The 19,547-nt window shown below is 67.0% G+C and carries 24 protein-coding genes; 2 read left to right on the forward strand and 22 right to left on the reverse strand.

The features are described from left to right. Positions 1-9: 9 nt before the first annotated feature. The 5 genes from GS4_RS14070 to GS4_RS14090 form a co-directional block, all read right to left on the reverse strand. Entirely contained in the window at positions 10-1,284 is a 1,275-nt protein-coding gene (locus tag GS4_RS14070) for a saccharopine dehydrogenase family protein (RefSeq protein ID WP_007621610.1), read from the reverse strand. 56 nt (positions 1,285-1,340) lie between these two features. Further along, positions 1,341-2,468 carry a DNA-processing protein DprA gene (gene dprA, locus GS4_RS14075; protein WP_040510587.1) on the reverse strand — a complete coding sequence of 376 codons (1,128 nt, stop codon included), beginning with the start codon at positions 2,466-2,468 and terminating at the stop codon, positions 1,341-1,343. A 37-nt stretch (positions 2,469-2,505) separates the two neighbouring features. Then, positions 2,506-4,020 carry a YifB family Mg chelatase-like AAA ATPase gene (locus GS4_RS14080; RefSeq protein ID WP_007621612.1) on the reverse strand — a complete coding sequence of 505 codons (1,515 nt, stop codon included), beginning with the start codon at positions 4,018-4,020 and terminating at the stop codon, positions 2,506-2,508. A gap of 12 nt (positions 4,021-4,032) precedes the next feature. Next, the gene (locus tag GS4_RS14085; protein WP_007621613.1) at positions 4,033-4,428 is read right to left on the reverse strand and encodes a YraN family protein; all 396 of its coding nucleotides are present in this window, start codon (positions 4,426-4,428) and stop codon (positions 4,033-4,035) included. 96 nt (positions 4,429-4,524) lie between these two features. Continuing rightward, a complete protein-coding gene (locus GS4_RS14090; protein WP_157226624.1) occupies positions 4,525-5,703 on the reverse strand; it encodes a hypothetical protein in 1,179 nt (392 codons plus the stop codon). A 294-nt stretch (positions 5,704-5,997) separates the two neighbouring features. Here GS4_RS14090 and GS4_RS25620 point away from each other — a divergent pair, with 294 nt between their 5' ends. Both GS4_RS25620 and GS4_RS26405 read left to right on the forward strand, forming a co-directional pair. Beyond that, the gene (locus GS4_RS25620; RefSeq protein ID WP_007621620.1) at positions 5,998-6,423 is read left to right on the forward strand and encodes a hypothetical protein; all 426 of its coding nucleotides are present in this window, start codon (positions 5,998-6,000) and stop codon (positions 6,421-6,423) included. Then, the gene (locus GS4_RS26405; protein WP_157226625.1) at positions 6,420-7,046 is read left to right on the forward strand and encodes a DUF3558 domain-containing protein; all 627 of its coding nucleotides are present in this window, start codon (positions 6,420-6,422) and stop codon (positions 7,044-7,046) included. The genes GS4_RS25620 and GS4_RS26405 overlap by 4 nt, the downstream gene beginning before the upstream one ends. 312 nt (positions 7,047-7,358) lie before the next feature. Here the strand turns inward: GS4_RS26405 and GS4_RS26210 are convergent, their stop codons facing one another. From GS4_RS26210 to ffh, 17 genes are all read right to left on the reverse strand, one after another. Continuing rightward, positions 7,359-8,165, reverse strand: coding sequence for an integrase core domain-containing protein (locus tag GS4_RS26210; protein WP_245555674.1), 807 nt, complete (start codon positions 8,163-8,165; stop codon positions 7,359-7,361). Then, entirely contained in the window at positions 8,092-8,634 is a 543-nt protein-coding gene (locus GS4_RS26215; RefSeq protein WP_439644622.1) for a helix-turn-helix domain-containing protein, read from the reverse strand. Before GS4_RS26215 ends, GS4_RS26210 begins: the two co-directional genes overlap by 74 nt. A gap of 95 nt (positions 8,635-8,729) precedes the next feature. Then, positions 8,730-9,050, reverse strand: coding sequence for a DUF2469 domain-containing protein (locus tag GS4_RS14100; RefSeq protein ID WP_007621622.1), 321 nt, complete (start codon positions 9,048-9,050; stop codon positions 8,730-8,732). Then, positions 9,040-9,732, reverse strand: a complete 693-nt coding sequence (locus GS4_RS14105; protein WP_040510553.1) for a ribonuclease HII — start codon at positions 9,730-9,732, stop codon at positions 9,040-9,042. The genes GS4_RS14100 and GS4_RS14105 overlap by 11 nt, the downstream gene beginning before the upstream one ends. A 13-nt stretch (positions 9,733-9,745) precedes the next feature. Continuing rightward, complete coding sequence (gene lepB, locus GS4_RS14110) at positions 9,746-10,615, reverse strand: signal peptidase I (RefSeq protein WP_007621626.1); 870 nt, start codon at positions 10,613-10,615, stop codon at positions 9,746-9,748. An 18-nt stretch (positions 10,616-10,633) separates the two neighbouring features. Beyond that, entirely contained in the window at positions 10,634-10,975 is a 342-nt protein-coding gene (gene rplS, locus GS4_RS14115; RefSeq protein ID WP_007621627.1) for a 50S ribosomal protein L19, read from the reverse strand. 73 nt (positions 10,976-11,048) lie between these two features. Continuing rightward, positions 11,049-11,987 carry a hypothetical protein gene (locus GS4_RS14120; protein WP_040510555.1) on the reverse strand — a complete coding sequence of 313 codons (939 nt, stop codon included), beginning with the start codon at positions 11,985-11,987 and terminating at the stop codon, positions 11,049-11,051. Between the two features lie 101 nt (positions 11,988-12,088). Further along, on the reverse strand, positions 12,089-12,538 hold the full coding sequence (locus GS4_RS24825) for a hypothetical protein (RefSeq protein WP_007621632.1): 450 nt from the start codon (positions 12,536-12,538) through the stop codon (positions 12,089-12,091). A gap of 2 nt (positions 12,539-12,540) precedes the next feature. Then, positions 12,541-13,590 carry a hypothetical protein gene (locus tag GS4_RS14130; RefSeq protein ID WP_007621636.1) on the reverse strand — a complete coding sequence of 350 codons (1,050 nt, stop codon included), beginning with the start codon at positions 13,588-13,590 and terminating at the stop codon, positions 12,541-12,543. Continuing rightward, positions 13,587-13,916, reverse strand: coding sequence for a hypothetical protein (locus tag GS4_RS14135; protein WP_007621637.1), 330 nt, complete (start codon positions 13,914-13,916; stop codon positions 13,587-13,589). The genes GS4_RS14130 and GS4_RS14135 overlap by 4 nt, the downstream gene beginning before the upstream one ends. Then, the gene (locus tag GS4_RS14140; protein WP_007621638.1) at positions 13,913-14,308 is read right to left on the reverse strand and encodes a YbaB/EbfC family nucleoid-associated protein; all 396 of its coding nucleotides are present in this window, start codon (positions 14,306-14,308) and stop codon (positions 13,913-13,915) included. The genes GS4_RS14135 and GS4_RS14140 overlap by 4 nt, the downstream gene beginning before the upstream one ends. A gap of 31 nt (positions 14,309-14,339) precedes the next feature. Continuing rightward, on the reverse strand, positions 14,340-15,065 hold the full coding sequence (gene trmD, locus GS4_RS14145) for a tRNA (guanosine(37)-N1)-methyltransferase TrmD (RefSeq protein ID WP_007621639.1): 726 nt from the start codon (positions 15,063-15,065) through the stop codon (positions 14,340-14,342). 4 nt (positions 15,066-15,069) lie between these two features. After that, complete coding sequence (gene rimM / locus GS4_RS14150; protein ID WP_007621640.1) at positions 15,070-15,588, reverse strand: ribosome maturation factor RimM; 519 nt, start codon at positions 15,586-15,588, stop codon at positions 15,070-15,072. Positions 15,589-15,601: 13 nt separating this feature from the next. Further along, a complete protein-coding gene (locus GS4_RS14155) occupies positions 15,602-15,844 on the reverse strand; it encodes an RNA-binding protein (RefSeq protein WP_007621641.1) in 243 nt (80 codons plus the stop codon). Next, a complete protein-coding gene (rpsP, locus tag GS4_RS14160; RefSeq protein WP_007621642.1) occupies positions 15,841-16,296 on the reverse strand; it encodes a 30S ribosomal protein S16 in 456 nt (151 codons plus the stop codon). Before rpsP ends, GS4_RS14155 begins: the two co-directional genes overlap by 4 nt. A gap of 461 nt (positions 16,297-16,757) precedes the next feature. Beyond that, positions 16,758-17,864 carry an amidohydrolase family protein gene (locus GS4_RS14165; protein WP_051989729.1) on the reverse strand — a complete coding sequence of 369 codons (1,107 nt, stop codon included), beginning with the start codon at positions 17,862-17,864 and terminating at the stop codon, positions 16,758-16,760. A gap of 116 nt (positions 17,865-17,980) precedes the next feature. After that, complete coding sequence (ffh, locus tag GS4_RS14170; protein ID WP_007621646.1) at positions 17,981-19,546, reverse strand: signal recognition particle protein; 1,566 nt, start codon at positions 19,544-19,546, stop codon at positions 17,981-17,983. Position 19,547 lies beyond the last annotated feature (1 nt).

Raw genomic sequence — 19,547 nt, forward strand, 5'->3', positions numbered from 1 at the left:
CGATGCGGATCAGCCGATCTCGTCCTCACGCAAACCCCAGGGCTGACCGTAGCCACCGTGCGACTCATCCGCCTGCATGAGCTCGAGAAACGGTTCCGACGGAAATGCCTCCGGTCCGAGAACGCCTGTGCCCGACCAGATCCCCTTTGCGAGCAGTTCGAGCGCGATGACGGGGCCGAGTGCGGTCTGCCACACCACACACTGCGTGCCGTAGTTCGCCATCGTCCATTCGTTGTCGCTGACGTGGTAGAGGTACACGCGGCGAGGGCGGCCGTCCTTGGTGCCGGTGACGAGCAGCCCGGCGCAGGTCTTACCCGTCATCACGGGTCCGATCGTCGCGGGGTCGGGCAGCGCAGCTGCCACCACGTCCCGCGGGGACACCCGGACCGGGCCGTCCGGCGACCTCACGGTCAACGGTGCGGTCGAGTCGAGTCCGAGCGTGTTGAGCGTCTTGAGGACTCCGATGAACTCGTCACCGAGTCCGTACTTGAACGTCACCCGCCGGGCGTCACACCACCGCGGCATCAGCAGCACTTCTTCGTGCTCGACGTTGACGCATTCAACCGGTCCGATACCTTCCGGAAAGTCGAAGACCTCGGGTTCGGAGAACGGCGGTGTGGTGAAGAATCCCCGGTCTTTCTCCCAGATCACCGGCGGGTTCAGGCATTCTTCGATGGTTGTCCAGATGCTGAATGACGGCGCGAAGATCTCGTCACCGTCCTGGTCGCGCACGACGAGGTTCGCACCGTCGCGGGTGCCGAGCTCGTCCACCTCGTCGAAGAGGTTGTCACAGGCGTAGCGCGCGAACACATCCGAGAGTCCGGGCTCCACACCCATGCCGACCAGGGCGAGCCGACCCGCCTGCTCCCACTCGGTGGCGCGGTCGAACTGCTCGTCGCCGAGCTTGACACCGGTCCGGGCGTAGGGCTCGGTCGGGTGACGCTCCGACAGACTCATCGCCATGTCGAGGTAGTCGGCGCCGGCGGCGATGGCTCCGGCGAAGATCGCCGGCACGAACTTCGGCTCGACCGCGTTCATCACGTGCGTAGCACCGTGTTCGACCACTGCGTCGCGCACGGAGTCCGAGTCGGAGGCGTCGATCGATGCGGCCGAGAACCGGCCGCTCACATCGGCGCCGTGCGCCGTGGCAATCGCGGCGACCGTTCGCTCCGCGCGGGTGACGTCGTAGTCGGTGACCACGAGGTGCTCGAAGAAGGTTCGGCGAGCGGCGATCTTGGCGATCGCATCACCGACCCCGCCGGCACCGACGAGCAGGATTCTCATTCGCCGAGACTAGCGACGGCGGCCGTGAACTGCGATGTATTCGGACAAAGAGGTCGTCACGGCAGGCGCCATCCACCGCTGTCCCCGACCACCACTCCGAGTACGTCCATCTCGGCCAGCGCCCGTCGTGCCTGCGCTGGGTCCATCCCGGCAGAGAACCCGATCTCCTCGATCGTCACGACACCTCGTGCAGGAATCGCGTCCCGGACCCGCCGTTGGTCTGCGCTCAATCTGTCGAGTCCGCGAACCGGACGGGGCAACTCGTCCCCGCGGCCGTCGGGGGCCGCCATCGCGACGATGTCGGCGGCGCACGTCACGAGGGTCGCGAGTTGGTCGGCGATCATGCGGTGACAGCCCACGGACGTCGCCGACGTCACCGGCCCGGGTACGGCTCCCAGCGGGCGTCCCAGCTTGCGTGCCCACGCGGCGGTGTTGGCCGCTCCCGATCGGCGACCCGCCTCGACCACCACCACCGCCTGTGAGAGTGCGGCGACCAGTCGATTCCGCGTCAGGAAGCGGTGTTTGGCCGCTGTTGTGCCCGGCGCGTACTCGCTGACCACCACCCCGGTCTCGGCGATCTCGGACAGCAGTCGGGAGTGCGCGGCCGGGTAGTCGCGGTCGATGCCGCAGGCGAGGACGGCGACGGTCGCGCCGCCTGCTGCCAGCGCCGCCCGGTGCGCTGAGCCGTCGATACCGAATGCCCCACCGGAGATCACGGTCCAGCCGTCCAGGACGAGTCCGGCCGCCAGTCGGCTGGTCACGTGCTCGCCGTAGGCCGACGCCGCACGAGAACCGACGAGTGCCGTCGACGCGGCGCACACATCGTCCAGGCGAGCCGGCCCACGCGCCCAGAGCGCGAGCGGTTCGCCACCACGGACTGCGGTGTCGGACTGTTCGAGAGCCAACAGCGACCATGCGGGCCACTCCGGATCGTCGGGCGTGATCAATCTGGCGCCGACCCGCGCTGCGGCGTCGAGGTCTGCGGCACCCGAGACCACTTCCCATCGGCCACTCGACGCGTCGAGCGCCGACTCGTGTCCGGCCGGCACCCTGCGCCTACCGATGGCCTGCGCTGCCTCGATCACTCCGATGGCGGCTATCAGCGCGCGGACGGCTGCAGACGGCGGCTCGGCGACACCGGACAGGTACGCCCACGCACGCTGCTCCTCCGTCGACGATGTCATCAGACGTCGCCCGATCGCCACGGTACCGAGTACTCGATCATCCGTTGGTCCCCCGATCCCGGTACAGAAGTGCTTGCGCTACATCGGATTCGTCCGGACTGTCGGCACCCCGGAGGTCGGCCATCGTCCAGGCGAGTCGTAGAGCGCGATCCGCCCCGCGAGCCGTCACCCGACCGTCTCGCAAGAACAGTTCCACCGGACGCAGCGCGGTCGGCGGCAGTCGGAACCTCTGTCGCAGCGCCGATCCGGGCACCTCGGCATTCGAGAGCCATCCGTTTCCCCGCCATCGCTCGATCGCCGCGTTTCGTGCACGGATCACCCGTGTCCGGATGTCGGCGCTGCTCTCCTCGGCCGACTCCATCAGCGCGGCGTTACCTGGTGGATTCATACGCACCCGGATGTCGATTCGATCCATCAGCGGGCCTGACAACTTGCCGAGGTAGCGACGTCGGACGACGGCGGTGCAGATGCAGTCGACGTCGTGGGCGGGAGCGCACGGGCAGGGGTTGGCGGCGAGGATCAGTTGGAATCTCGCCGGATAGGTCGCGACGCCGTCACGTCGGGTCACCCGGACTTCCCCTTCCTCGAGTGGTTGGCGCAGGGAGTCCAGCACTTTCGCGCTCATCTCGGGACACTCGTCGAGGAAGAGGACTCCGCGGTGGGCCCGCGAGACCGCGCCGGGACGGGCCATTCCCGTGCCACCACCGAGCAGCGCCGTAGTGGTGGTGCTGTGATGCGGTGCGATGAACGGCGCCTCGACGATCAACGGATGCCGCGGCGGCAGGGTGCCTGCGATCGAGTGGATCGCGGTGACCTCGAGCGACTCCTCGGCGGACAGCGACGGCAGGATGCCCGGCAACCGTCGCGCGAGCATCGTCTTACCGATGCCCGGCGACCCGGTCATCATCACGTGATGCGCACCCGCGGCGGCGATCTCGAGTGCATGCTTCGCCTCGGTCTGACCGACGACATCACACATGTCGGCGAAGGTCGGCGCGATCGCCTCGGCGTCGTTCTCGCCGACGGTGTCGAGGACGTGTTCGCCGGCCAACCAGCGCACGACCTCGCCCAGCGACAGCGCTCCCCCGATCTGCACATCGGACACCAGTGTCGCCTCGGCGACGTTCGCGAGAGGGACGACGACATGGGTGAATCCCGCGCGTCGGGCCTCGATCACTGCCGGCAGGACTCCCCTCACCGGGCGGAGTCGACCGTCGAGTGCGAGCTCACCCAGGAAGACGGTCCGCGGCAACATCGTCGTCGCCACCTGCTCGGTCGCCGCGAGGATGGAGAGCGCCATGCCGAGGTCGTGGCCGGACCCGGACTTCGGCAGATCGGCGGGAGCGAGGGCGACGGTGACCTTCATGTCGGGGAACTTGAACTCGCAGTTGCTGATCGCCGCCCGCACGCGGTCTCGTGCCTCACGTAGCGATCCATCCGCGCTACCGCTGACGGCGAAGCCGGGGAGCCCCTGACCGACATTGGCCTGGATCTCGACGATGCTGGCCTCGAAGGCGCTGAGTCCGACGGTGTGGACTCGTCCCATGGACATGGTGCCCGCCGCTCAGGCGAAGACGCCGGTATGGTGTCGGATCTCGGCGCGCGCGACATCGTCGGGAGTCGCGGAGTCGAGTTGTACTGCGACGACGTCGAATCGGATCTGACTCCAGCCGCGCTCCTGTTCCGACAGCCAGATCTGTGCGAGTCGACGCATTCGCGTCAGCTTGGTCGGCGTCACCGCGAGGGTCGGATCGCTGTACATCTGGCTGGCCCGCGTCTTGACCTCCACGATGACCAGGGTCGATCCGTCGGCTGCGATGATGTCGAGTTCGCCGTATCGGTTGCGCCAGTTGCGATGGAGGACCGTCCACCCGAGGCCCGTCAGATGGTCGGCGGCCAGGTCTTCACCCAGGCGTCCGATGTGAGCCCGCCGTGTCTGCGGCCGGTTGGTGTCCGTCATGCGGCCAGCCTGCTGGACGAATCGAGTTCGCGGGGTGGCGAGTTCGTCAGCTGTGGACAGAAGTCGGCTGTGGACAGTCGAGTTGACGGACGTCGATCAGTCTGCGGTGGGGCGCTGGACCTGTGGGGTCTCGGACTGAACGGGCTGGGTCTCGGTGGACTCAGACTCCGCAGCGGTCTCGGCCGGGGCCGGCGGCGCCCAGTCGCCGATCACCGGCGGACCGACCAGCGGCAGCGATCCGACGATCTCGACACCGTTGTCGCGGGTGTGGAGGTAGCTCGCCGGCTTGTGCTGCTCGTCATCGCCCTTGCGGGGACGCGCCCCACCGCCGTGCGGTGCGGGTCCGGCGCCCGAGGAGCGTGTCGGGGGGCCGCCGACAGGTGTCGACGATCCGGCTGTGCCCGGGGTGTTCGGCAACGAGCCCATGAGTCGGCGAGAGAGCGGCGTCTGTCCCGCAGGTGAGCCACCCACGCCGCCGGCGCCACCGCCGGCTGCGCGGCCGCCTCCTCCTGCTCCGCTCGACTGTCCCGTGCCGGCTCCGGGCAGGACGCCGCCCGGGAACTGTTGCTCGTTGCCCGCCGGATTAGCATTGCCGCCACGCTGTAGACCACCGGGACCGTCGCCGCTGCGGCCGGAGGTCGGCGACTCCCCCAGCGAGAGAGGCTTGTCGGGCGAGCCGCCGGCGAGGTTCGCGTTGGGCCGCCCCGACGTCGGGCCGGCGGCCGGAGTCACAGACGTCGGCGTACCGCCGCTGCCCGGATAGTCACCGGCATCGCTGACGCCGCCCGCCTGGGCCCGACCGGCCGCGTTGGAGGGGCCACTGCCGCCCCCGCCACCGTCGCCGCCGAACCCCGACATCGGCGACGAGATCTCCTGGGTTGCGTACTGCTCAGGCTGCGGGACCGAGCCGGCGGCGGCACTCATGGGCGGGTTATAGGTGCTGGTCATCCGCTCGCTCGCGCGTTGAATGGCCTGCGGAGCCTTTTCCGGTTCGTTGTCTATCTCGTCCTGCAGCGATTGCAAGAAAGGTGCTTGCGCGATTGCGGCACCTGCAGTCGCGATTCCCTGACCGAGCGCGCTGAGAGCTTCGGTCGCTATCGCAGTCTGGTTGACGATGTCGCGCGCAATCTGACGCGCTCGCTCTTCACTGGCACTGGCCGCTCGCCCCTGCATTCCGTCTTGACCGAAGTACATCAGCGTTGCGGCCGCGTCGTTGGCAGCGTTGATCGCGTTCATGAGCGCCTGCGCGTCGGCCGCGGCGCTCTCTGGCTTCATGGTTGCCAGCATCGAAAGGATCTGTCTGATCGGTCGATCCCAACTGGTCGATCCGCCGCCAGCACCGTCAGTGGACTGTCCCGCGCTGGTCTGCGCTTCGCGCGCGCCATCATCTGGCGGCATCAGCTCTCCCCCTCGAGACGGCGCTTCACTGCGAGCCGACGACGGCTCGCAGGTCGAACCGCTACCATACTTCGGAACTGTCCTACGCTGGGTTTGCGGGCGGGACTGTGCACAACGGTCGGGGGAACCAAGTCTTAGTCCCCCGCGTCTGACGAGTGTGGGGAGCTTGAGATGACCGGACCTGGAATCGGTGCCAGCGAGCACATAGGTGACGGACCCCGTGGGGCAGATTGGTTCCCGACCAACAAGCCACCCAATCTCGATGATTGGGGGAAGGGTGCGCCAGGCGGGCGAGTCGTTTCGACCTCGGAGGACTGGAAGACCCGCGCGAAGGTGGCAACAGACGCCGCGCAAGCGATCCGAGAAAGCATAGACCTCGCGCGCGGCATTCTCGGAACCAACTTCTTCGGGGCCGGATGTCCAGAAGGGGTCAATCTACAGGCGAAGCTAAGAGCAGCCCTCCTGGACAGTGGAGGGTGGGCTCAGAATCTGTCTCTACAGTTCACCGCACTTGAGAAGCTGTCGCAGACCGCCTCACAAACAGGTGAAGAATTCTCGGCGACCGATCAATCCGCTTCCAGACCTCTTACCAAGTGAAAGAGTTAGGCCGGGGGAATGCCGCTTCGGCAGCATTGGCGATCATTTTCGTAATCGCAGCTACGGCATGCGGAGTCGAAGTCACCGGGCAACCTCAGCCGCAATCTTCGGCCTTACGCCTGGAGCCAAGGCAGACTGATGACCAAGGACGAACCTTGCCATTTCGAACAAATTTCAAGCATCGCTGGAACTCTTCGAATAACGGTTCGACCTACGAACCGTGTACGTCGGTTACCAACGTTGTTCAATCAAAACTCGGCTTTATTCCGAACTCCGCTCGCGACTCTGCAACCGTCGACGGCCAAACTGCTCGCGGATGCCGCTGGCGCTATCCCGACTCTGCGTGGACAATCTCACAAGCGGTCGGCAACAGTCCAAGCCTCAGCAGCTACAAAGCACTCAACAGCACAGCCATCGATTGGCTAGCGGACATAGTTATTGACGGAAGACCGGTGGGCGTCGCAACTGACCCCAGCGCCGGCTGCACAACATATGTGCAGTCGGGAGGCGCCGGGGTTGTGACAGTTGCGAGTTATATTCGACTTCCGACAATACCAACGTCACAGATCTGCGGGCGAGCAATTAGCCTTACCGCGGCGACCATTTCTCAGATTCCAAGATAAGAATATAAATTGCCAAAGTCTGACAACGCGACCGCTCAGAATCAGGCAAAAAGACAGTATTTCCCACGGCTCGGATGATAATGCTTGCTTAACTTACGTCCAATCCCAAATCACTGGCCCGCCAAAATTTTGCGAAGATCATTCGACGACCACTGTCAACCTTGGAGCATAATTGCAGTTACGCGATTGGTTTGACAGTTCTCATGCGACCGCGAATTCCACAGTAAAGCCTGACATCCGTTTACCCTAAATGGCGGGCAGTCTCCGAATATGTAGCAGTTAGTCGCGAAATCCGCGTTGTGGTGTCTCGGGTCATCGCTGACACTTGTGTCTCGGGTCATCGCTGACAGTCATGCTGCCGGAAGTGGTTGTCGTTTGCCATGGGTGCCGGGGATTCGGCGTTGGCCTTGGTATCGGCGGGTGGGGTCGGCGTCGAATTCCCGGACGATGGTGGTGCCGCTGAAGATGACGATGTGGTTGTCGTCGCAGATGGCGTCGAGGGTGTGTCCCGCCCCATTGGTTGCCGACCTGGACGAAGTAGGGGCCGACGGTGATTTTGCCTTGTGTGGGGTTGACCTGTTGGTGGGTGGTGAACACCGGCGCCGGCAGTGGCCGGTCGACTGGTCGGGCGGGTTCGGTGGCGTCGAATGTTTCGGCCGGAGTTGCACCGTGTAGCGCCCGGTGTGGTCGATGGTGGTTGTAGTGACTGCGGAATCGGTCGAGCATCTCGTTGAGGTCGTCGAGGGTCGCTGGTGCGGGCTGGGTGTTCAGCCAGCGTTTGAGGGTTTGCCAGAACCGCTCGATCTTGCCGCAGGTCTGCGGGTGATCTGGGCGGGAGTTGATGGTGCGGGTACCCACCGCGCGGAGGTTCTTTTCCAGCGGTGTTTCGAATCCACGATGCTTGCCGGTGTAAACGAATCCGTTGTCGGTCAACGACATTGATGGGACTCCGCACTCGTCGATCGCGGCGAGCATCACCTGCCACACCAGTGTGGTGGTGCCATCACCAATGTCGGCGGCCAACGCGCACAGGTACCGGGAGTGGTCATCGATGGTGCCCGCGATCGCTACCGAGGTGCCATCGGCGAGATGCCATTCGGTCCAGTCCGACTGCCACAACTCGTTGGGGCGGTCGTAGTAGAACCGCCGAATCGAGGACTTCGGCCGTTTGCCCGGCTCGGCAACGATCAGCCCGTGACGGTGCAGAATTCGCCACACGGTAGAGCGTGAGGACCCCCTCACGCTGCAACGTCCACACGATCGACTGCGGGCCGTGATCGCAGCCTGCCGACTGCAAACGCCTGCGCGTGGCGACCGCCAGCGCCTCGACCTCATCGCCACTACGCCCCGGCGCTGTGTGCGGCCGTCGAGAGCGTGGCTCGAGCCCGGCCAACCCCTCAGCGGCGAAACGACGCCGCCACTTGTAGAACGTCTGCCGACTGACGTGGTGCTCCCGACAGAACTGGGCCACATTCTCAACCCCACCCGCCAACGCCGTAGCTGCACGAACGTCCATCGCCGTCACCTTCTGGGCCATGAACCATGCTGGCCACGCCCCCACCCAGGTGTCAGCGAAGACCCGAGACATCACCTGTCAGCGATGACCGGAGACACCACAACGCGGAAACCGCGACAAACTGCTACAAAATCGCGCGGGGCGGGCGGGGTCGCGCGAGCAGACACCTACCCCAACGGCCCGTCTTCGGGGAGCCGGAGCTCCGACTTCTCGAGTTCCTCGATGTTGACGTCCTTGAAGGTGATCACCCGGACCTGCTTGACGAAGCGGGCCGGACGGTACATGTCCCACACCCAGGCGTCACTCATGCGAAGCTCGAAGTAGACCTCGCCGTCGGCGTTGCGGGGCACCATCTCGACTGCGTTCGCCAGGTAGAAGCGCCGTTCGGTCTCCACCACGTAGGTGAACTGACCGACAATGTCCTTGTACTCGCGGTACAGGGAGAGTTCCATCTCGGTTTCGTACTTTTCGAGATCCTCAGCACTCATCTTGTAAGCCTATCGTGGTCGGTTCGGGGCTGGTCAGCACGCGCGCGCGGACGTTCCGGTACGACATGCGGTGCTGACGAGAGGGGCCGATGCGGTCGATGCAGGACATGTGGCGGGCGGTGCTGTAGCCCTTGTGGATGGCGAAGTCGTACCCGGGCAGCTCGGAGTCCATCGCGACCATGATGCGGTCTCGGGTGACCTTCGCGATGATGCTCGCCGCAGCGATGCAGGCCGCGGCGCCGTCACCGCCGATCACCGGGAGCGACGGGGCGGTCAGGCCGGGTACCGCGAACCCGTCGGACAGCACATAGCCGGGTGTCACGTCGAGGCCCGCGATGGCCCGGCGCATCCCCTCGATATTCGCCACGTGGATGCCGATGCGGTCGATCTCGCCGGCATCGATCACGATCGCACACCAGCTCTGCGCGTAGCGGGTGACCGCCTTGTAGAGGGTTTCCCGCGTCGCCTCCGACAGTCGCTTGGAATCGTCCAGGTCGGCGAGAGAGGTGAGCTGGGTCGGCTTGAGCACACAGGCGGCGACCACAAGCGGGCCCGCACAGGCACCACGTCCGGCCTCGTCGACGCCGGCAACCGGACCGAGACCGCTACGGTGCAAAGCGAATTCGAAGGTCCGTAGGCTCGCCGCCCTCCGGATGGGAAATCTCGGTGGCCACCGTCCCATCAGCACTCCCCCATCACTGCTGCGGGTTGCCCGAGGACACACCACCGATCCGCGAGAAGGGATAGATGACGGCGCGGACCTTGCCGCGGATGTCGCTGACGGGAACCGTACCGCGGTACTGGTCCTCCATGTGGAAGCGCGAATCCGCCGAGTTGGCGCGGTTGTCGCCCATCACCCAGACGTTGCCGTCGGGTACCTTCACCGGACCGAAGTCGGGGCCGTAGCAGCTCGCCACGCCACCGTTCTCGTCGGCGGCGGCCTCATTGCCCGCCGCGACGTCCTGCGACTGGAGGTTCTTGTCGATGTACGGCTCGACCAGTGGCTTGCCGTTCACCTTCACCCCGACGTTCTCGGAGTCGCGGCACTCGACGGTCTGCCCGCCGGTCGCGATCACGCGCTTGACGAGGTCGTTCTCGTCCGGCGGAGCGAAGCCGAACCACGACATCGCGTCCTGCAGGCGATGCACGACGGGGTTGTTCGAGCGAGGCGACATCCATCCGCCGTCCCACGACTCGCTGGGTGCGCGGAACACCACGACATCACCGGGTGTCGGGTCACCGAACCGGTAGCTGATCTTGTCGATCACGATGCGGTCGTTGGTGCATCCGCTGCAGCCGGTGAGCGTCGGCTCCATCGACTCCGACGGGATGACGTACTGGCGTCCGACAAAGGTCTGCAGCAACCAGGTCAGCAGCAGGACGCAGCCGACGATGATGACGACCTCACGCAGCAGGGAGCCACGCTTCTCCGGCTTGTCGTCCTTGGTTCGCCAAGGACGTTCGTCGGGGTGGTCGTCGTCGGAATCCCAGCCGTAGTCGGCGGGATCCGACGAACGGTGTCCACCCGAATCCGGGTCGCTGTCCGCGCGGTGAGTGTCGGCCACGTCGTCAGGGTAGACGCGTCAGCGCTTTTCCTTGATCTTCGCGGCCTTGCCACGCAGATCACGCAGGTAGTAGAGCTTCGCGCGACGCACGTCACCGCGGGTGACGACATCGACCTTCGCGATGTTCGGGCTGTGCACCGGGAAGGTGCGCTCCACGCCGACGCCGAAGGACACCTTGCGGACGGTGAAGGTCTCGCGCACGCCGCCACCCTGGCGACGGATCACGACACCCTTGAACACCTGCACGCGCTCCTTGGAGCCCTCGATGACCTTGACGTGGACGTCGAGGGTGTCACCGGGACCGAAGTCGGGGATGTCGTCGCGCAGCGACTGCTTGTCGAGGAAGTCGAGAGTGTTCATCGTTGGATGGTCCAATCTGGCGGTCGCGTGAACAGAGGAACCTGGCGGCCCGCACCACCGACCATCGAGATGGTCATGCGTGGGGTTCGACCGGTTCGTGCTCCGAGTCATCGGTTGTGCGCAAAGGACGTGGTCGAGAGAGACCGGCGTCGTCAGGCAACCCGACCATTGTGCCAGACAGACCCCGCCGCGGAGAAATCGTGGGTGGCGCCGGAGCAGGCCGGACGACCTCGTCGAGCCGGTCCTCGGTCGCCGCCCGGACGTGCGGCAGAACATCGGGCCGACCTGCGATGAGGTCCTGCACGAAGATCTTGGCCTGGACGAGAGGCCGGCGCAGTCGACGCTCGCGTCGGATGGCGCGTTCCATCTTCCCGGGACGCCGAACGTATCGCCAGCGCGCCCACGGCGAGGTCGGCCGCGCGAGGCGCAGCATCCCGACGATCAGCAGCGGCCACGCGAAGATCCCGATGAGCCCGGTCCACACCTTGCCCTTGAGGACCACGATCGCCGCGAGCAGGAAGTTCACGCCGGCGGCGACGACATCGACGATGACGGTGTGCTCCACCCGCAGGTCGCGCAGGGCATCGAAGTACAGGTCGAGAGGTCGGAAGCCCAGCAGGATCATCCCGGTGGCGGCGACGGCGACGAACACCGCGTCGACCGACGCCCGCCCCTCTTGACTCCAGTAGACGTCGCGCAGGTAGAAGATCAGGGCGAACTCGTCGAGGATCAGCGCGGCACCGACCCCGAACAGACCGGCGAGCACCGACATCGCGGTCTGGTCGCCGTTGATGGAGAAGGCGATCAGGCCCAGCCCGGACGAGAGCGTCAGGACGACACCGAACACCACGTGATGGATGTGGGTGTCGCCCGCAGTGACGTTCGAGAACCACCACCTCACGTCGGCCCGGATGAGCCGGACACTGACCCGGATCACGACGAAGCCGACGATGAGGCCGCAGAAGAAGACGAGCAGCGGGAGCAGACCGCGGTCGATGATGTCGTGTGACATCCAGTCCGAGGCACGCTGCGTCAACCAATGGGGCACATGGACCAGGCTAACCAGCGGGAACGGCCGTCACCGGCAGTTGCGACCGGACACCCTCGCCCGACTCAGCCCGCGTACTGGGTGACCACCCCGACCACACCGCTCTCGCCGCGGAGGGCGACGGTCGCCTCGTACGCGACCTCGCGCACGACGTCGCGACGATCGAGGGACGCCCCGCCGGTGGTCGCGCCGATCGCATACGCGAGGCAGCTGAGTGCCCGCGCCTGGAAGAAGGCCCGGTCACGGGCAGGTTCGTCGCCTCGGCGTGCGGCCGCGAACGCCCGATGTTCGGCCTGGGTGACCGCGGTCGCCATCTCGAGTCGCGTCGATCCCGACACCCGGCCGTGTTCGCGGAGAGCGGTCAGAGCTCGCGTCAAATCCGGATCGTCTCCCAGCCCGGTCGCCGTCATCGCGCTGATGGTCAGCAAGTAGACGCAGGCGTCGATGTCGGGATCGGGAACCCTGTCGACCAGCCCGGCGAGCTCGTACGACAGTGACTCGATGCGGTGCGTCATCGTCACTGATCTCCGGGATCACTGGCGTCCCACGACCACGCCGGATCGGACAGGTCGTCGGGTGCCAGGAGTTCGGCGTCGGTCTGTCCCAATGCCGCGATGGTCTCGGGTGCCATCGGGGTCGCCGCCGCGAAGGCCAGCGGCTCGACGCCGGACCTGGCCATCTGATCGGCGATGGCGAGCTCCGCGGACCGGCCGTTGCCGGCCAGGAACTCCGAGTCCCGCAGCGACAGCCCTTCGCGGAGATAGGGATACGGATCACTCGTCCCGACGATGACCACTCGTGCACCATCGGACAACTCTCCGAGGCCGACCGCCATCCGCACCCAGCCTGCCAACGACGGTGGGATGGACGACTGCAACTGCGCCGCCCGACGCTCCAGCCACTGCACGTCACCGGCGGCGATGCCGTCGGGCGTGTGCGCGTCAGTCGCCGACAGCGACGACGCCAGTGCTCCGACCCCTGCGGCAGCACCCCCCAGCGCGGCGAAGGGCATCATCCCGGCGCTCGCGGCAGGAGGAGGCATCGCGGAGTTCTGATCGTGGCCGTGCCGACCGTCGTCGGCCGACTGCTCGGTGTATTCGTCGCCTGCGGCAGTCAGTGCCAGGCGACCTCCGCTGGCGGCCATCACGCGTGCGGAGTCGTCACCGAGGAGTCCGAGCACCTCGCCGCGGAGCCGGTCGCGGTCGGCGATCGCTGCCATCACCGCGGTCTGTTCGTGTGCGAGACCGCTTGTGGCCGCGTACCTCTCGACCGCTTCGACCAGTGCCCACCCGGATGAGAGCGATCGTTGGGCCGCCGACGTGGCCGAGGTCGTCACCCTGTCGGCGTGATCGAGCATCGCTTGATGTGTCTGCCCCGCCCCGTCGGCGCCCCGCTGCGCGTGGCCGACGGCGGCCACCGCCTCCGACAATCGGGTCAGCAGCGTGCGGAGCCTACCGGCGGCCTCCATCAGCGCCCCGACATCGGCAGTCGGCCAGACGTCGGGCGCCAACGAGTCGGCGATGCGGCGCAAGCTGTCGAGATCTGTCCCGGCGATCGGGGTACTCACGTGTGCCAGACCTCCCCCGCGCGCGTGTCCCCGTCGAGCAGTTCGGCCCGCCCGTGGCGAAGCGCAGCCGAGTGCGCGGCGATCTCGTCGCGCGCCGAGCGGAGTCCGTCACCGGTGGCCTGCAGCAACGGCGCCACCGTCGCCCGGAACGCGTCGGCGGCCGGACCGACACCGATCGCGACGTCCACCTGCGCCGCGAGCCGGTCGAAGTCCTCGTGGAGTGCCGACACGACATCCGCGGCTGCCATCCAGCGTCCGGCGACGGAGTCGGCCGTCGCCGCGTCGAAGCGCACCCGGTCGGCACCGTCGGCAGCGTGATCGCTCATCGGTGTCCCCGTTCGTCGTCAGACCAGCCACCCGGCGTCGCCGCGGATGGTCGCGCCGCATCCGACGCGTCCATCCCGACCACGTCGTCGTAGCCCGGTACAGGTTGGACGGCCGCGGTGAGGAGTTCGTTCCGCGTGGCACGCAGTCGATCGTCGGCGTCGGACACCAGGGCCGTGATCGCAGCGGAGAGTTGGTCGGCCCGGTACCGCCGCAGCGCCGCGGGTTCGATGGCCAGATCGACGAGCAGGCCGCGAGCGTTGACCTCGACGGTGATGAGACGGTCGGTGCTGGTCGCGCGGGCCGTTAGCCCGGACACCGCAGTCGCGACGCGATCGAGTTCGGCCCGCTGACGCGCGAGCTCGTCGAGCATCTCCGCCCATCGTCCGGCCACGAGTCCCCCTCCCCGATCGCTCGAGGAGATCCTAACCGCCGTCGGGGTCGGCGGGAGCCGACGATGCCGGTGCGTCCGGTCGATCGAGGAGGTCCGGTCGCCTCTCGCGCGTACGTTCCAGTCCCTGTTCGTGCCGCCACCGCGCGATCTTCGCGTGGTCGCCGCTGCGCAGGACGTCGGGCACCGACAGATCGCGCCATGTGATCGGGCGGGTGTAGCTCGGACCTTCGAGCAGGCCGTCGGAGAACGAATCCTCTTGATGGGAACGAGGATTGCCGAGCACCCCGTCCAGGAGGCGGACGGTGGCCTCGATCATCGCCATAGCGGCGACCTCACCGCCGATCAGCACGAAGTCGCCGAGGGAGACCTCTTCGACCCGCACACGCCGGGCGGCATCGTCGAACACACGTTGATCGATCCCCTCGTAGCGGCCGCAGGCGAACACGAGATGATCCAGCCTGCTCCACCGCTGCGCTGTCGCCTGCGTGAACGGCACACCGGCCGGGCTCGGGACGACCAACGTCGCCTCATCCGGGCAGACGTCGTCCAGACACGGCCCCCAGACGTCGGGGCGCATCACCATCCCCGGCCCGCCGCCGTACGGCGAGTCGTCCACACTCCGGTGCACGTCACGCGTCCAGTCGCGGAGGTCGTGGACGTCGACGGAGATACGGCCGTTCTCGATCGCCTTGCCCAGCAACGCGACTCGCAACGGCACGAGGTACTCGGGGAAGATCGTGACGATGTCGAGTCGCACGGCGTCAGTTCTCCACGTCCAGCAGACCGTCCGGTGGGTCGATCTCGATGAGTTCCCGACCGACCGTCGGGACGATCTCCCGGACGAACGGGATCAGCACCTCTCGGCCGTCGGGGGTGCGGACGGCGAGGATCTCGCCCCCCGGCAGATGAAGCACCGACTCGACGGTTCCGACGGATTCGCCGCCGACCGTCGACACGGGAACGCCTTCGAGTTCATGGTCGTAGAACTCGTCCGGGTCGGTGCCCGAGTCGACGTCGGCGCTGTCGATGAGGAACAGCGTGCCCCGGAGCGCGTCGGCCGCCGAGCGATCGGCGACCTCCTCCAGTGACAGCAACAGCCGCCCGGAGTGCTCCCGGGCGGCTGTCACCGTCAATGTCTGTTCGCCTGCGCCCTTGGGCAGCCGACCGCGCAGCGACGATCCGGGCGCGAAACGCGCTTCGGGATCGTCGGTGCGGACGTCCACGACCACCTCGCCCCGGATTCCGTGTGACTTGACCACACGGCCGACCACGAGATCCATCGCGGGACCCGTGTCAGCGGTCGGTGTCGACGATGTCCACGCGGACACCCCGTCCACCGATACCGGTGACCAGGGTGCGCAGCGCGGTGGCGGTGCGACCGTTACGGCCGATCACCTTGCCGAGGTCCTCGGGGTTCACGTGGACCTCGACGAGCCGTCCGCGACGACCGGTGATCAGTTCCACCTGGACGTCGTCGGGGTTGGCGACGATTCCACGGACGAGATGTTCGACCGCGTCGGCGACGACTGCGCTCACGCGTCGGCCTTGGCGTCACCCTCGGCGGCCGGCGCGTCGGCGGCGGGTGCCTCGTCGGCCTTCTTGGCGGCCTTCTTCTTCGGGGTGGTGGCCTCGGCGACGGGCTCGCTGTCGGCAGCCGCCAGGGCCGCGTTGAAGAGATCCAGCTTGCTGGTCTTGGGCTCCTTGACCTTCAGGGTGCCCTCGGCGCCCGGCAGGCCCTTGAACTTCTGCCAGTCACCGGTCACCTTGAGGATCGCCGCGACCGGCTCGGTCGGCTGTGCACCGACGTTCAGCCAGTACTGGGCACGCTCGGAGTCGACCTCGATCAGGCTCGGCTCTTCCTTCGGGTGGTACTTGCCGATGGTCTCGATCACCCGGCCGTTGCGGCGGGTCCGAGCGTCGGCGACGACGATGCGGTACTGCGGGTTGCGGATCTTGCCGAGCCGCGTGAGCTTGATCTTGACAGCCATGTCTACAGTCTTTCCCTCTGTGGTCACTGCGCAATTCAGCGACCCGCCAGGTACGGCGAGCCCGGTTTTGCGATCTGTTCCGGTGTGACCGTCGGTCGGCCGTGGCCGGGTCCGACGAACCAGCGAGCCATTCTGCCAGATGGGGTCGAGGAACTCTAAATCCCCGAGATCTGCGACGACGCAGCGGATGAACGCGATGAGGTCGGACCAGGATCGAGAGGGACCCGAGAAGTTGTAGGGCTCGGCATGTGGTTACCCACCCCGCGAAAGGTAACCACATGCCGCGCGCACCCCGGCCCCACGACAACTCGCTACGCTTCGGCCGGTCGCGGTCCTCCCCTGACCCGGCGTTCCCGGCGGCATGGCGGCTGTTCGCCGTGAGAATCGGCGAGCCCGTGCAACGCTGTTGCTACATTACCTACGGGTAAGTTGTGGGACCAGATCACCAAAAGTGGGGTTGGTCACAGCACGTAACGCCCGGCACACACCACCGCGCGCGGGCGCCGCAGAGTCTGCAGATCGCGGGTCGGATCGTCGTCGAGGACCAGGAAGTCGGCCCGGTCGCCGTCGTCGAGGATGCCCGCACCGAGCCAGCTTCGAGGCCCATATGTGGCGGCCAGCAAGGCATCCCGCGCCGGGAAGCCGGCGGCAACCATCGCGGCGATCTCGTCCACGATGCGCCCGTGTTCGATGAAGCCGCCTGCATCGGTACCTGCGAACATCGTCACCCCGGCCTCGCGAGCGGCCGCGAACACGGCCGGCGCGCTGCGGTGCAGGGCACGCATGTGCGCCTGATATGTCGGGAAGCGGTCGGCACCGTCGGCGATACCGGGAAAGTTCTCCACCTGGATGAACGTGGGCACCAGTGCGATGGACTTCGCGACCATCGCGTCGATCAGGTCGTCGGTGAGTCCGGTGCCGTGCTCGATGCAGTCGAACCCGGCCGCGATGATGTCGGGCAGGGCGTCGGTGCCGAACACATGTGCCGTGATCCGGCCACCTTCTGCGTGCGCAGCGTGCACCGCCGCGTCCAACTGGTCCCGAGTCCACAGCGGTGCCAGGTCACCGACCTCGCGGTCGATCCAGTCGCCGACCAGCTTGACCCAGCCGTCGCCTGCCCTGGCCTGCCGGGTGACCTCGGCGGCCAGGTCGTCGGGGTCGTCGAGTTCGATGCCGTAGCCACGGAGGTACCGCTTGGTCCGGGCGATGTGCTTACCCGCGCGCACGAAGACCGGCCCGGTCGGATCGTCGTCGAGAGGGTGGGTGTCCAGGGGCGACCCGACCTCGCGGATGAGCAACGCGCCGGCGCGGACGTCCGCCTGCGCGAACGCCCGTGCCTGTTCGATGGTGACGCCGAGTCCCGGGGCGATCCCGACATGATTGTGTGCGTCGACGAGGCCGGGAACGATCCAGCCCCCGTCGGTCTCGGTGACCGCACCGGGTACCGACTCGCGTCGGATCACCCCGTTGTCGACCCACAGTTCGATCGGCTCACCCGTGAACGGGTCACGACCACAATGGTGCGCCACTCCGCCGGTAGCGCTCGGGGACCTCGAATCCGTCGACACCGTCGCCGACCACCTTCCGCGTCAGGACGCGGAGTTCCACCTCCGCGCCGGGGACGCTTCGATCGCGTCCGCGTGGACAGACGGGGCGGACCGATGGCGCCCCGCACGGCGCATCGTCAGTCGGTGCGCTTTTTCGGCTGGAACTGCGAGACGTCGATGCCCTCGAGCCCCGGGGGCAGCTGATCGAGCCCGGCGGGCATGCCCGACAGGTCCGGGAACCCGGCGGGCAGACCACCGGGGAAACCTCCCCGTGCGCCCTTCGGCGGAGTCGGGCCGCGGCCCTTCCCCTTGCCCTTCTTCCCCTTGCCCTTCTTGCGGTTGTTCTTGCGGTTGGTCACGCCGCCCATGCCCATCCGCCCCGACATCTGGGCCATCATCTTGCGGGCGTCGTAGAAGCGGTCGACGAGCTGGTTGACCTCGCTGACCGCAACGCCCGAACCGTTGGCGATGCGCAGCCGTCGCGAGGCGTTGATGATCTTGGGGTTGTCGCGCTCGGCGGGTGTCATGCCGCGGATGATGGCCTGCACGCGGTCGAGCTGTTTGTCGTCGACCTGCGACAGCGCATCCTTCATCTGACCGGCGCCCGGGAGCATCCCGAGGATGTTGCCGATGGGACCCATCTTGCGGATCATCAGCATCTGCTCGAGGAAGTCCTCGAGGGTCAGCTCACCCTGGGTGATCTTGGCGGCGGTGGCCTCGGCCTGCTGCGCGTCCCAATGCTGCTCCGCCTGCTCGATCAGGCTGAGGACGTCGCCCATGCCGAGGATCCGGCTGGCCATCCGGTCCGGGTGGAAGACGTCGAAATCCTCGAGCTTCTCGCCCGACGACGCGAACATGATCGGCCGACCGGTGATCTCCCGCACCGACAGCGCCGCGCCGCCCCGGGCGTCACCGTCCAGCTTGGTGAGGACCACACCGGTGAAGCCGACGCCCTCCTGGAAGGCCTCGGCGGTCGACACCGCGTCCTGACCGATCATCGCGTCGACCACGAACAGCACCTCGTCGGGCTGCGTGGCGTCGCGGATGTCGGAGGCCTGACGCATCAGTTCCTCGTCGATGCCCAGTCGTCCGGCGGTGTCGATGATGACCACGTCGTGTTGCAGACGCCGCGCTTCCTCGACGCCGGCCCGAGCGACCTCGACCGGGTCGCCGGAGCTGATCCCGAGTTCACCCTCGCCACCGACGCTGGTGCCCGCGTGCGGCGCGAATACCGGGACCCCGGCTCGCTCGCCGACGATCTGCAGCTGCGACACCGCACCAGGGCGCTGCAGGTCGCAGGCCACCAGGATCGGGGTGTGCCCCTGCTGCGAGAACCAGTTGCCGAGCTTCCCGGCGAGGGTCGTCTTACCGGCACCCTGCAGGCCGGCGAGCATGACGATCGTCGGCGGGTTCTTCGCGAACTGCACACGACGGGTCTCTCCGCCGAGGATCCCGACGAGCTCCTCGTTGACGATCTTGACGACCTGTTGGGCCGGGTTGAGGGCCGCCGACACCTCGGCGCCCTTGGACCGTTCCTTGATGCGGGCGATGAAGGTCCGCACCACGGGCAGGGACACATCGGCCTCGAGCAGGGCCAGCCGGATCTCCCGGCTGGTGCGGTCGATGTCGGCATCGGACAGACGACCCTTGCCGCGCAGGTCCTTCAGCGCACCGGTCAACCGGTCGGAGAGGGAATCGAACATT

It is taken from the genome of Gordonia soli NBRC 108243, assembly GCF_000334455.1.
In the GTDB taxonomy this organism is placed as follows: domain Bacteria; phylum Actinomycetota; class Actinomycetes; order Mycobacteriales; family Mycobacteriaceae; genus Gordonia; species Gordonia soli.

Excerpts from the sequence above, each read along its gene's own strand:
- GS4_RS14070 (WP_007621610.1), bottom strand. The coding sequence starts at position 1,284 with ATGAGAATCCTGCTCGTCGGTGCCGGCGGGGTCGGTGATGCGATCGCC.
- dprA (WP_040510587.1), bottom strand. The coding sequence starts at position 2,468 with ATGACATCGTCGACGGAGGAGCAGCGTGCGTGGGCGTACCTGTCCGGT.
- GS4_RS14080 (WP_007621612.1), bottom strand. The coding sequence starts at position 4,020 with ATGTCCATGGGACGAGTCCACACCGTCGGACTCAGCGCCTTCGAGGCC.
- GS4_RS14085 (WP_007621613.1), bottom strand. The coding sequence starts at position 4,428 with ATGACGGACACCAACCGGCCGCAGACACGGCGGGCTCACATCGGACGC.
- GS4_RS14090 (WP_157226624.1), bottom strand. The coding sequence starts at position 5,703 with ATGAAGCCAGAGAGCGCCGCGGCCGACGCGCAGGCGCTCATGAACGCG.
- GS4_RS25620 (WP_007621620.1), top strand. The coding sequence starts at position 5,998 with ATGACCGGACCTGGAATCGGTGCCAGCGAGCACATAGGTGACGGACCC.
- GS4_RS26215 (WP_439644622.1), bottom strand. The coding sequence starts at position 8,634 with ATGTCTCGGGTCTTCGCTGACACCTGGGTGGGGGCGTGGCCAGCATGG.
- GS4_RS14100 (WP_007621622.1), bottom strand. The coding sequence starts at position 9,050 with ATGAGTGCTGAGGATCTCGAAAAGTACGAAACCGAGATGGAACTCTCC.
- GS4_RS14105 (WP_040510553.1), bottom strand. The coding sequence starts at position 9,732 with ATGGGACGGTGGCCACCGAGATTTCCCATCCGGAGGGCGGCGAGCCTA.
- rplS (WP_007621627.1), bottom strand. The coding sequence starts at position 10,975 with ATGAACACTCTCGACTTCCTCGACAAGCAGTCGCTGCGCGACGACATC.
- GS4_RS14120 (WP_040510555.1), bottom strand. The coding sequence starts at position 11,987 with ATGTCACACGACATCATCGACCGCGGTCTGCTCCCGCTGCTCGTCTTC.
- GS4_RS24825 (WP_007621632.1), bottom strand. The coding sequence starts at position 12,538 with ATGACGCACCGCATCGAGTCACTGTCGTACGAGCTCGCCGGGCTGGTC.
- GS4_RS14135 (WP_007621637.1), bottom strand. The coding sequence starts at position 13,916 with ATGAGCGATCACGCTGCCGACGGTGCCGACCGGGTGCGCTTCGACGCG.
- rimM (WP_007621640.1), bottom strand. The coding sequence starts at position 15,588 with ATGGATCTCGTGGTCGGCCGTGTGGTCAAGTCACACGGAATCCGGGGC.
- rpsP (WP_007621642.1), bottom strand. The coding sequence starts at position 16,296 with ATGGCTGTCAAGATCAAGCTCACGCGGCTCGGCAAGATCCGCAACCCG.
- ffh (WP_007621646.1), bottom strand. The coding sequence starts at position 19,546 with ATGTTCGATTCCCTCTCCGACCGGTTGACCGGTGCGCTGAAGGACCTG.